The organism is Bacillus sp. 05T22 (assembly GCF_056396765.1).
Genome location: NZ_JBFTMC010000034.1, coordinates 23503 through 34971 on the forward strand (window position 1 = coordinate 23503; position 11469 = coordinate 34971).

At 31.1% G+C, this 11469-nt stretch carries 13 protein-coding genes; 8 read left to right on the top strand and 5 right to left on the bottom strand.

The window, feature by feature from the left end; translation table 11 throughout:
• Positions 1 to 307: 307 nt before the first annotated feature.
• Positions 308 to 967: a DUF1349 domain-containing protein gene (locus tag AC1DIT_RS12820; RefSeq protein ID WP_016133145.1), complete on the top strand. Its 660-nt coding sequence runs from the start codon at positions 308 to 310 to the stop codon at positions 965 to 967.
• Positions 931 to 1344 (top strand): MFS transporter, encoded by a 414-nt coding sequence (locus AC1DIT_RS12825; RefSeq protein ID WP_154214598.1) that lies wholly within the window; start codon positions 931 to 933, stop codon positions 1342 to 1344. The genes AC1DIT_RS12820 and AC1DIT_RS12825 overlap by 37 nt, the downstream gene beginning before the upstream one ends.
• A gap of 62 nt (positions 1345 to 1406) precedes the next feature.
• On the opposite strand, the gene AC1DIT_RS12830 is transcribed toward AC1DIT_RS12825, so the two are convergent.
• The 3 genes from AC1DIT_RS12830 to AC1DIT_RS12840 all read right to left on the bottom strand — a co-directional run bounded on the left by AC1DIT_RS12830 (position 1407) and on the right by AC1DIT_RS12840 (position 3986).
• Positions 1407 to 1955, bottom strand: coding sequence for a DUF4241 domain-containing protein (locus AC1DIT_RS12830; RefSeq protein WP_016116881.1), 549 nt, complete (start codon positions 1953 to 1955; stop codon positions 1407 to 1409).
• Positions 1956 to 2147: 192 nt separating this feature from the next.
• Positions 2148 to 2630 (bottom strand): NUDIX hydrolase, encoded by a 483-nt coding sequence (locus AC1DIT_RS12835; protein ID WP_016116882.1) that lies wholly within the window; start codon positions 2628 to 2630, stop codon positions 2148 to 2150.
• A 399-nt stretch (positions 2631 to 3029) separates the two neighbouring features.
• The gene (locus AC1DIT_RS12840; RefSeq protein ID WP_016132998.1) at positions 3030 to 3986 is read right to left on the bottom strand and encodes a hypothetical protein; all 957 of its coding nucleotides are present in this window, start codon (positions 3984 to 3986) and stop codon (positions 3030 to 3032) included.
• Positions 3987 to 5733: 1747 nt separating this feature from the next.
• On the opposite strand from AC1DIT_RS12840, the gene AC1DIT_RS12845 reads away from it, so the two are divergent.
• On the top strand, positions 5734 to 6366 hold the full coding sequence (locus AC1DIT_RS12845; protein ID WP_016131690.1) for a recombinase family protein: 633 nt from the start codon (positions 5734 to 5736) through the stop codon (positions 6364 to 6366).
• Between the two features lie 327 nt (positions 6367 to 6693).
• Here the strand turns inward: AC1DIT_RS12845 and AC1DIT_RS12850 are convergent, their stop codons facing one another.
• Positions 6694 to 6993: a hypothetical protein gene (locus tag AC1DIT_RS12850; protein ID WP_476998223.1), complete on the bottom strand. Its 300-nt coding sequence runs from the start codon at positions 6991 to 6993 to the stop codon at positions 6694 to 6696.
• A 627-nt stretch (positions 6994 to 7620) separates the two neighbouring features.
• Here AC1DIT_RS12850 and AC1DIT_RS12855 point away from each other — a divergent pair.
• The 5 genes from AC1DIT_RS12855 to AC1DIT_RS12875 all read left to right on the top strand — a co-directional run bounded on the left by AC1DIT_RS12855 (position 7621) and on the right by AC1DIT_RS12875 (position 10815).
• The gene (locus AC1DIT_RS12855; RefSeq protein ID WP_016131688.1) at positions 7621 to 8529 is read left to right on the top strand and encodes an acyl-ACP desaturase; all 909 of its coding nucleotides are present in this window, start codon (positions 7621 to 7623) and stop codon (positions 8527 to 8529) included.
• Between the two features lie 216 nt (positions 8530 to 8745).
• Positions 8746 to 9207: a CarD family transcriptional regulator gene (locus AC1DIT_RS12860; RefSeq protein ID WP_016132997.1), complete on the top strand. Its 462-nt coding sequence runs from the start codon at positions 8746 to 8748 to the stop codon at positions 9205 to 9207.
• Between the two features lie 548 nt (positions 9208 to 9755).
• Positions 9756 to 9902 carry a BC1881 family protein gene (locus AC1DIT_RS12865; protein ID WP_000738551.1) on the top strand — a complete coding sequence of 49 codons (147 nt, stop codon included), beginning with the start codon at positions 9756 to 9758 and terminating at the stop codon, positions 9900 to 9902.
• A 297-nt stretch (positions 9903 to 10199) separates the two neighbouring features.
• Entirely contained in the window at positions 10200 to 10433 is a 234-nt protein-coding gene (locus AC1DIT_RS12870) for a hypothetical protein (protein ID WP_016132996.1), read from the top strand.
• Between the two features lie 148 nt (positions 10434 to 10581).
• Positions 10582 to 10815: a YuzF family protein gene (locus AC1DIT_RS12875; RefSeq protein WP_000120820.1), complete on the top strand. Its 234-nt coding sequence runs from the start codon at positions 10582 to 10584 to the stop codon at positions 10813 to 10815.
• Positions 10816 to 10882: 67 nt separating this feature from the next.
• Here the strand turns inward: AC1DIT_RS12875 and AC1DIT_RS12880 are convergent, their stop codons facing one another.
• On the bottom strand, positions 10883 to 11158 hold the full coding sequence (locus tag AC1DIT_RS12880) for a hypothetical protein (protein ID WP_016131685.1): 276 nt from the start codon (positions 11156 to 11158) through the stop codon (positions 10883 to 10885).
• Positions 11159 to 11469: the final 311 nt, after the last annotated feature.

Below are 11469 nucleotides of genomic sequence, written 5' to 3' on the forward strand. Positions count from 1 at the left end.
GTCACATTCGATATAGTCTTTTCTATATCTAAATTCATCTTTCTCTGAGGAGGGAGTCTTCTTAGCTATTATGATAAAAGTAGTAAATTTGAAAGATATTCTATTTCAAAAATACAATATTCTAAGGGAAACGATTGCATAACAAATATAGCTATTCAAACAAATAGCAAAGTAATCATTCTTGAACAAAAAATGTATTTTTATTTAAAAATTATATTCCCCCCAAGAAAACGCTTGCATAATTTGTCATTTAAATACTATTATTTACATATAAAGAAATAATTATAATAAAAAGGAGATGTATTTTATGTGCTCATTATTATTGTATGAAAAGTTTCAAAATGAAACTCTTCATCCGAGCCTAAATTGGTATTGTCAACCAGAAAAATGGGATATCCAAAAAAAAGATACTGGGCTTATTATTCAGCCTGAAAAAATGACTGACTACTGGCAAAAAACACACTATGGATTTGCTGTTGATAATGGGCATTTCCTGTATTCAGAGATGAATGAGGATGTAATTATCACCACTAGAGTACGGTCATATCCTGTGCATCAATATGATCAGGCTGGGTTAATGGTTCGATTTTCTAAAGACTGTTGGTTAAAGACGTCTATAGAGTATGAACCAAATGGGATGTGTAAACTTGGAGCTGTGGTAACTAATCACGGTTACTCAGATTGGTCTACTCAAAACTACAAAAAAGGACCATGGGATCTATATTTTCGCATTCGTAGAGAGTCCAAAGACTATATCGTTGAATTTCTAGAAGTTAAACATGATAAAGAGTTCACTTTAAAAGAATTAAAAGAACAAACTTGGAATCAATTACGTATTACAAGATTAATGGAAGATGCAGAAGATAAAGTTTTCCAATGTGGTGTATATGCTTGTAGTCCACAAGGACAGGGATTTACCGCTGAATTTGAATTCCTAGCTATAGAAAAAGGGACGATAAAACCCTAGACTTTTTAAAATGTAAATATAATCGAGCTTATTCAGATGGGGGGACATTGCTATTCATCCAATTCATTGGTTTTTTAATTGGCGTTATAGTAATGCCTAAAATATCTAAATTACTAGGAAGAAAATCGACATTATTTTTTGCACTTTTAGTAATTAGTTTATCTTATATAATTTTAGGTTTATTGCCCCCATGGTTTTTAGTAATCACATTGACATTTTTCACCGGTTTCGGTTCGGGAATTATTGAATCAACGGTTGGGGCACTTGTTATTCAATTTGTAAAAGGGGTAGCACCACATTGCCATCAACCTAAGAAAACAGGTCACCCCCAAAACAATAAAAAAGAGCAAAATGTACATGGAAAAACCCCACGCTAAGCAAAAAATATAATAAGCTGCCCATATGGACAGCTCATTTACATAATGATCGTTACAGGAAGTTATTCTTTGTCATAAAAATCTATCAGGACACCAACAATTTGATCATTTGCATCTCGTTGAATGTAAACTTGATACCAACCGTCTCCTAAACCTGAAACTGATACGGCTCCACCTACTATTACTCCAGCTTGATCATCCTCGCCAGTTAGATCACAACAAGCTACATAAAATTTAAGTCCTTCTTCATCCATATCTATATCAAAAATGTTTTTCACTTCATACGTAATAATTTCATCTTTTCCATAAATAACTGAATCAAAAATTCCTGCTTGTCCAGAATCAACCTCAATACCTTTATCTATTTTTATCCAATCAGGATCTTTATTTACTTCAATATGAGTAGCAACAAGTTTTGTAACAACTTCGTCTTCAGAGTAATATACAGTAGCTTTCCAATTACCCTGTTTTGCAGGAGTTAGGATTAAAGATAAATCTTCATCTTTTGTATATCCACTATCAGCAACTGAAGTCTTTATTGGATAACAAGGATCACTTACAAAAATTGTATTGCTTGTCATTTCAAAGGTACCTAATTCTTTTAATGACATATAAAACACTCCAATCAACAAGTAATTACTTTTAATAATACAGTTTCTAAAACCCCTTTTATATCTATACATGCTCGGTTAACATAACGTCCTATTATCGAGATTCAATGTATTTAGAAGACTATTAAAAGTCCTCCAGATTGTTTAACTGGGGGACTTTTGTGTTCATATAATTATCGTTATTAAAAGTAATTACTTTTCTTTACTTTCAAGTCTTGTCAATAGATTATAAGGATTCACTTCCCATGCTTCGTATGGAACAAAGCCTTTTTGTCTCATGGCATCAAGTGTGCGAGATTTCATATGAGGTCGTGTTATATACTGATCAATATTGATTTCGTCTAATTTTATAAAACAACCTTCTTTAATTTCTTCAGGTTGAATATGTAGTTCTCCACTAACGTATTCCGCATAGAAACCTACTGATAAGAGACTTTTTGTCATATTATAATAAACACCAGTAATTCCAATTGGGCGTATGTTAATGCCTGTCTCTTCAAGAAATTCTCTTCTTACAGCTTCACTTAAGGATTCGCCTTCCTCAACTTGTCCTCCTGGAAGTTCCCAGGTGTCTGAACGCCAATGTGTTTTGATTAATAAAACTTCACCATTATTGTTAGTTAAATAGGCAAAAACAGAAACAATATGTTTTGGATAAGAATGAAGTTTATCCAATAAGAACACTCCCTTGCTTAATTTGATTTTCTATTTTACTTTCTAGATAATTAAATGATTACCTTTTTTCCTTTGTATACTCTATACATGTGAGGTTAACATAACGCATCATTATCGGTAGCAAGAAAAAGGCGGATTCCTACTCTCATAAGGGATTCGCTTTTTTCTCTTTCTATGGAGCTATGCATCTTTTTATCCATTCCTATTATGGCGCGCCTTTGGGCTTCCCCATAGTTCCCGATGTCTCCCGATTTTTTGCATAAAATCTTGCATACTTTTAGTGTTGTTTTTTTCTGAAATGCTGGCGGTACCCCATATATTAGATACATTTTATATTTAATGATATAAAAACACTTATTGACGACAACAAAAAAAGCTAGCATTTTGCTAGCTTTTTTATTATTTCGAAGTAAGAGCAACTAAAACATCTACTGGATAATTAACTGCTTCTTTTACTTTATATTTAACTGGTGCTGGTTTACCAAGCAATTTAAACACTTGATTTATAGGATCACTATTTTCCCAATCAGACATCCATTTTTGTAATCCTGCACCTGGAGCAACTGAATAGTTAGCTACTTGTTGATATAATGCAGTTCTATATTGATCATATGCATAATCCGGTTTTGGATTAAAATCAAATGTTTTCGTAACTGTCTCTTCTGAATTTAATGTAATACCATAACCAAAACTTGCAGTTAATGATTGATTTACTTTTGCAATCCCCTCAAGACCTACTTCCATCCCAATTGTATATGATAATCCTACAGTTACATTATGCGAAATACCACTTGTAACCGCTTTGCTCCAATGATAACCTGAATTTTTATCTATTATATTTGAATCAATTAATTTCCAGCTCAGTTTTTTCTTTAATTTAGTATCAGATAAAGCTGGATTAGTTTTAGGAATTGCTATTGAATATAATACCTCTCCTTTTTTTGCTGTTTTACTATATGATTCTCCATCTTCAAGCCAAGTACCATCAGCTTTTAAAATCTTATAGCCTTCATATTTAATTACATTATCGATACTAGTTCCATTCTCATTAGCAACTACATCTACATATACATAATCAATTAAAGCTCCATCGTTTGTAGACACATGCCATTCATTAGGAAACTCTTCATAAGGACCTGTAGGAATGTAAGGAAGCTCCATACCATTTCGCTGAACTTGTTCTGCTGTCATCGGTGCTTTTGCCTCTTGAGAACTTATTACTACTGGAAGGTTTCCTACGTTCGTAGGAGTATCAGTAGCCGCAGAAGAAAATCCTGGTGCTACGAATAAGGCTGTACTCAATACAAATGCTGCAGGTATAACTTTTGTGATTTTCTTAATTTTCTGTCTGTCCATATTGCACACCTCTTATTATTTAAATTATTTGCAAAATACTATTTCTTTTACTTCTCATAGAATGTAAGAATCTTATACTCTCATTAAAACACTATGTTTTTTCTATGTAAGATACAAAAAATGAAATTATACTATAATTGCTTATACTTTTTACCTCGAATTAAAATAAAATCACCTTCGATATGTATATCTTATTTTAAATACCTTTCAATTATCTTTCATAAATGTTACAAAAGTCTTTCATTGATTTTTTATGTAAAAACTTGAGGATAATTATAAGCAATCTCTTAAACTGTTGCCTTAAAATAAAATACGATTAAATTAATGTTAATAACTTTAATAAATGAACAAACAAAAAGAACATGTTTTGAAAAATAGATTAATATTTAAGAACAAAACTAAAAATAAAAAAAGAATCCCTTATTTCTTTTGGGATTCTTTTTTATTTTTAAGCATTGCTCACACAAATGATCTGCACATCAATTCATTCTTGATATACAGATCATTTATATAATGTTTTTTTACATATAATTGCAATTGTGGAATAATGAACTTACATAAATGCTTTTAAAAGCTCTTGTACGGCTGGAATTAATCCACCTAAAAATTTTAAAACTGCCATTGCGATTGCCATATTATTTCCTCCTCTTTTGTTGTTGCTAAGACATGATTTATCTTTATGCTCTTATTATAGTAAGCACTTATATTCACATCAATATATTTTTATATGTAATATTACATATCTGAGTAAAGTCAAAGAAATATCACATTTTCTTATTAAGGCATGTATTGGGATAGCCCACACCTCCATCAAGCCAATGACAACAAGTACCCCATAAATAAAAAAGATAAGACCAGATTTGGTCTTATCTATGTCATAAGGAGAAAGAAAAAGGGTGATAACCATCACTTTTTTATCATATTACATTAACTGTCAATTTTGAATATTATAGATAAAAATAGTGACAATACCCATATTGAGAAATTTACTACTAATTTGTTTGTGCAGTACCAAAAGGTATGAAAATAATTTTAGGTTTATACCGGAAACAAAACACACTTTTTGGTACACATTAGCTATAAGAATTTAATGATTATTTTTACAAATTATAAAAAGTCATGAACTTAGTTTTACCTTCTATTATATACAAGTAGTTACGGGGCAATATCATAGGCTAAAGATTGTTCTAAATATTCACCTGTAATTTTCTGATAAGTTAGAAATATAACAACAAAACGTTTAAAATATGATAAAATACAATTACATTTGAAAAAGAGTAGTGGGTTCAAGTTGTTATTTACATGATCTCCAAAGAAAAAAGCCAAATTCTGTATAGATTTGGCTTTTTTCTTTTTACGCATTTGTAGCTAAAAATAGCATGGTCTTTAAATCCTTGTTAGGGGCAAGAATTTAAAGAAGAGTTTAGCTTAATTATAATTTTACATAAATTACATATTATAGTAAATTGATATTTTTTACGCTAAATATTATAAATATTCAGTAATTTAATTCTTATATTATTTATGCGCAAAGTCATAATTAGTGAGTTTTATAAATCGTCCTAAAAAGCGAACGAGCGTTTATAAAGGTATACCTTTATAAACTGAGGGGCCATATCTATGAAACGTTGAAATATCAAGTTTACAAAGGTGATTCGAATTATTTTATAAACGTTTATTTTTAATGAATACCTTTATAAACAAAAATGGTATAATTGTGGTAACAAATGCAAGGAGAATACAAAACGTGGCAAATATTTATGGATATATACGTGTAAGTACAAAAGATCAAAATGAACAACGTCAGTTACATAAGATGATGGAACGAGGAGTGGAAGCTCGACGCATTTTTGTCGATAAAGCAAGTGGACGACATTTTGATCGTCCTCAATATCAATTATTACGAAAAATATTGAGTACAGGTGATATTGTTTACATAGATGCCTTAGATCGTATGGGCCGCAATTATGATGAGGTAATTTCAGAATGGAAGTATATAACAAGAGAATTACAAGCTGATATCGTAGTTTTAGAAAATGAAACACTGTTTGATAGTCGAAAGTTTCGTGAGATGGGTGATATGGGACGATTAATGGAAGATCAATTTTTATCTTTGCTATCCTATGTTGCGGATCAAGAGCGTAAAAAAATTCATCAGCGACAAGCGGAAGGGATTGCTGTAGCTAAATCTCAAGGAAAACATTTAGGCCGTCCTCAGGTGAACCTTTCGACCTTAAGCAAACAACAAATAAATATAATAGAAGAAACTCATTCAAAATGGAAAAGTGGAGAAATAACAGCTATTATGTTTATGGAAATGTTAGAGCTAAAGAAAAATACGTTTTATAAAATAATGAAGGAATATGAGGAAACAAAGTAGCATCTTTTCTATGAGAAATCCTACTTTTTCTCTGCTTGTAAGAATCTTGGAGTTTTTGCATCAGAACAGTATTATATATATCGAGAAAAAATAAAAGACAACTCTAATTAGGAGTTGTCTTTTTGTGTAATAAAATCTACAAAATCTGAAGATATACAAACGATTAGAATACGTTATGGTTGTTATTATAACAAAAATAAAGATCATTGTGAATAAAAAGAATATTGAAATGAGTTTTTGAGCTTTTTGTTAACAAGGTTTCGAAAATAAACATTTTATAAAGGTTTCCTTTGAATATGATTATTTATTTTGAACATATAATCTTTGCTATTGTATTTCGAGGGTTTCCTTGTAAACCTTAGCTATATATTTTACAAAATCAATGACGGGATATTGTATTAGTGAACGGTGCTGCGCAAAACGAACCCCTYCTTTTTCCATTTTGAAAATAAGTTGTTCAATTTTCAACTCTTTTTGTTGTATCCTATTATAATTTTGGTATACAATGTTTTTCCATTGATAGGAGGAACCGTGAAAATAACTTTCTCCTTTTACCCTGTGACTAAATATTATTTCTATTTTTTCTCTACGTTGTTTTTCCTTCATATGAGATTCCGTTGACTGCATGTTTATCGCCTCTTCCCTTTGTGCTGTATACTGTTTTCCAAAATACGGTCTAACCTATCATAGCCAATGTACAGTGATCTTGTTGGGAATTGTCGTTTAAGGCTATCTCATCAACTGTATATATTTTTCAAGCGCTTAATCTAACATTTTGGATCTTACATCTAAATAAGTTGTTAGTGTGTATAAAATACCATTAACCTTTTAAGTTTTTGCTACCAATAAGAAAATTAGAAAGTAGCAAAAACGCATGAAAGATTAATTGTTTATCAATCTTTATTATAAAATGATTCTTTATGGGTATGCACCTTTTTATAATCACCAAGATTTACAATATGACGAGTATCTTCATCCATGAATGTTATCCTCTATTTGCTGAGGATAGTTTTTTTATTTAGGCTAAGCAATATATCGTATGCCTCAGAACCCTTTTTGTAAAAAAGAACAATATATGTAACGGTTTCACTTTTGATATGAAAAAAATCATATAGAAATAAGGCGTTCTTAAAGAGGTTTGTTAAAAATTTATTATGTTTGACTTAAAAAAAGGAAAGTAATATTTATTTGCAGAAAATTTTTAAGGATAAAAATAAAATGAATATCTATGATAAGAAAAGGGGGTACTTATATATGCTAACAAATGATTTAGATTTCCGATTAGAACCACGTTTAAAAGAACTGTATGAACAACATAAAATAAGAGCGCAGAAGATAGACTGGGGTTATCATGAGTTTTTACCATGGGATAAGGGAATGGACTTTAAAAGAGTTCCTTGGGATGAAAGTCAAGTTACTCTTCCTTCTGGTGTAATTACGGCCATTGAAACAGCTTTATTAACAGAAGTGAATTTACCATGGTTTACAACGTATTTATCTGCGACTTTTAAAGGGTCCCTTTCTGTTATTACAGACTTTATTCATACTTGGACTTCAGAAGAGGATCAACATTCGAATTTATTGGAGACATATTTACTACTCACTCGAAGTGTGAATCCCAAACGATTACATGAATTAAGAAAGTCAGTCGTTGAGGGTGGATTTGAGCCCGATTTTCACACACCAATCGAAGCAATGACGTATACGACGCTACAAGAACTTGCAACGATGGTGTTTTACAATAATGTTGCTAAGGTTGCAAGTAAGCATGATCCAGATCTTGCTACATTATTACGCCGTCTTGCAAAAGATGAAACTCTTCATTATGCGTTTTATCGAGACGTGATTCGAACACATTTAGAATTGGAACCTAATTATTGCTATCATATTGCCAATGTGATTAAGAATTTTAAAATGCCAGGTGCCGTCATGCCTGATTTTGAAAATAGAATGGCTGTAATTGCAAAAGAAGCTAACTATGGGCCACTACAATATTTTGATCAAGTACTTGATGTAGTGGTTGATTATTGGGGGTTAAAAGACTTACGACCAATTGCACCTCTAGCTGAAAAAGCAAGAATTGAGATTTTGGAGTACCACACAAGATTGAAAAAAATACGGGATCGATTTGGTCGTTTTCAAGGGAAAATTGATCTACGTTAATGAGTAGAGGTTTCAGAATATACGCGAGGAAATTCCCCTTCCCTTCAAGGGAAAACTGGCACGCTCCCTATTATTTTTTAGCTGTTTTACTTAATTTGATTTTTAAAGAAAAAATTTATTGACACTAAAAATATTTTTATGATATTATTAAATATTTGATAAAAAAACACATATATGTTATGGTTAAGAAGGTTACCATATATGGAGGTGGATTATATGTTTCAAATTGGCGATAACATTGTTTATCCAATGCACGGAGCAGGTATAATTGAAGCCATAGAAGAAAAAGAATTCTCAGGAAAAAAACAACAGTATTATGTTATAAAAATGTCAATCAGTAATATGCAAGTCCTGATTCCTATGGGCAAAATACTAAGTTCGAGTATACGCCCAGTTACTGATATACTTGCATTAAAACACATTATACACATTTTTCAGCATGGAGAATCAGATGAATCATTGCCGTGGAAACAAAGGTATAAAGTGAACACGGACAAAATAAAAACGGGTGAAATACAAGAAGGTGCTGAAGTTGTACGTGATTTAATGCGTATGAAGAAAGAAAAGGCACTGAATACAAGCGAAAAAAAAATGTTGGATAACGCACATGAATTTTTGATTAGTGAACTAGGATTAATTAAAGGGATCACTGAAAATCAAATAAAAAGTTTCTGTTAAGATTCATTATAGATAATGTATTAAATCCCCCGAAAATATCCTGAATTTTTCGGGAATATGATGATTATTAAAAGTAAATCATTTCAAAGACATTCAACTTCTTCAACTCACTTTTAGAGTAGGAACCTCTTTTGTTATTACTTCAATCTTATCCATTTTTATTTTTAAATTTCTTTTACGAACGTTCAAAGTTTCATCAAATAACTCGATTAAATAGTCACTTGATTTTTGCAATCCTGATTCACACTGGCACGGACAAGGATCCGTAAGGATGAAAGAGAGGTAGGGCTTTCATTGTTTTAGGTAATATATTATCTAAGTCATTATTTCTAGAAGAAAAAACAATCAATCTTACCGCTATCTCTTTAAGAGTTCCTTACATCTACTGAGACAGTGAATAGTAATTGTTTATCTTCTTTACGTAAAATTGATAAACGAACTGGTAACACCATATGGTCAACTACAAAAAATGGTTTCCAGACCAGGAAACCATTTTTAATCTTATTTACATAATAATAGTAAATGAAGCAGTAAGAAGGAGTGCACACATGAAAAAAATGTTAACAAAAGAATTAAGTAATGAATTAAAGAAGCGGGAAGGGGTCATTTCTATTACAGTTGAGTCTTATGAAAAAATCGAAGTTGGTGGCATTCGTGTAGATGGACCAGCTGTTATTCTAATTAATCAAGAATAGCTAAAAATAGTTGAATACACGTAGAAAAGGATCAGCCTTTAAAAGAAGGGAGGATCCTTTTTGTTTGCTACGGCTAATAACAGGATATACATATATTCCATCTGATGTGATGGGGTTCAAAGGAAGGAGAGGGTCGGGATTATCATAGTGGAAAGCTTAATATTGGTAGGATTTCTTTTTATTTTATATACATTAGTTGATCAAAAACAAACTAAGTATTTGAAACGATAGATTGTTTTCTTTTTAAGAGCGGGATTTATCTTATAGTGAAACGGATAATTTAAAGGAGGAATTTAGATGGATGCAAGGAAAGAACGCATAAAATACGAGAAGATGTCAAAGAATTATGATCGTATTTATTTCGTTTCGTTTATCCTATTAATTGTACTTGTTTGTAGTAGTGTGATTATCATAGGAGCTACAGGAGGAAAATATGGAGTGTTTTTATTGTTGGCAATTTTACTTAACGCACGTATTACGAAAAAATCTCAAAAAAAGTATGAGCAGTATGCTAACAAAGGGCGTATTTAAAATGACACATATCTTGAAAAGAACAACCTAAATGTACCTTATTAAAATGTTATTTTTGTTTCTATAATGAATTATCCTTCTAGCATATTTAAAAGATTTATATCATATATTAAGAGAAAGAATGTAGGTTAGAAAGGAGTTTTATAGATTGAGTTATTTGGAGGGAAATGACTTGAGTGAACAAAATATGGTAAGTGTACCGAATCCCTATGTATATCAGACATTACAATCAGTAATTGGTAAACATGTGGTTATTGAAACTGTAAGAGGTAATGTAAGAGGAAAATTAAAGGATGTGAAACCAGATCATTTGCTAATTGAAGATACGGTACCGTATATTGTACGAATTCAACAAATTGTATGGATTATGCCAAAACAATGATTAAATTACATCTAATTTGATTTATAACAAATTGGTTTCATAGACGTCCAAATAAAAACACAGGGTTTTATCTCTGTGTTTCTTCAAATTTTCTTTTTTGGATATATGCTTGAGCATGGATAATTTCTTTCTGAAGTTCTTTTAATTCTTCCGTAGATCCTGATTCAATCCTCATGTACGTAGTAACTAGACTAATCATCATATCCATCTTCTCTACTATATTTTGAATGACTAGTTCAGATTGCTCTTTTTTAGGATGTTGTATTGCTATTAATACATTTTCTATATAATTGTTCTTTCTTTGCTGGATATCATAAATAAACTGTTTTGTGTTTGAGTTCATTTGCCATTCCTCCATTTTGGATATACTTCTATTCTATCATATTCGAATGGAAAATATTAGATTATCCTAAATATACACCTGTCTCGCACATCTCCTCAAATATACAAACTAATCCCTTAACGTAAAGGAAGATAAGCAAAACATTTCAATTTTGTGTCTAAACGTTCAATTTTCTTTTTTGGATATGGTGACCCCATGCCCATCAACTTAAGAGTGGAAACAAGATGAACTCTCGTTTATATAACCAAAAAAACTCTTGAAATATTTGGCATCTTTAAAAATGAGCATACCAAATAAACCTAGATAGGTAT

What these genes read in the sequence shown, in the direction of transcription:
- AC1DIT_RS12820 (WP_016133145.1), top strand. Translation starts at nt 308, where the DNA reads ATGTGCTCATTATTATTGTATGAAAAGTTTCAAAATGAAACTCTTCAT.
- AC1DIT_RS12830 (WP_016116881.1), bottom strand. Translation starts at nt 1,955, where the DNA reads ATGTCATTAAAAGAATTAGGTACCTTTGAAATGACAAGCAATACAATT.
- AC1DIT_RS12840 (WP_016132998.1), bottom strand. Translation starts at nt 3,986, where the DNA reads ATGGACAGACAGAAAATTAAGAAAATCACAAAAGTTATACCTGCAGCA.
- AC1DIT_RS12855 (WP_016131688.1), top strand. Translation starts at nt 7,621, where the DNA reads ATGCTAACAAATGATTTAGATTTCCGATTAGAACCACGTTTAAAAGAA.
- AC1DIT_RS12860 (WP_016132997.1), top strand. Translation starts at nt 8,746, where the DNA reads ATGTTTCAAATTGGCGATAACATTGTTTATCCAATGCACGGAGCAGGT.
- AC1DIT_RS12865 (WP_000738551.1), top strand. Translation starts at nt 9,756, where the DNA reads ATGAAAAAAATGTTAACAAAAGAATTAAGTAATGAATTAAAGAAGCGG.
- AC1DIT_RS12870 (WP_016132996.1), top strand. Translation starts at nt 10,200, where the DNA reads ATGGATGCAAGGAAAGAACGCATAAAATACGAGAAGATGTCAAAGAAT.
- AC1DIT_RS12880 (WP_016131685.1), bottom strand. Translation starts at nt 11,158, where the DNA reads ATGAACTCAAACACAAAACAGTTTATTTATGATATCCAGCAAAGAAAG.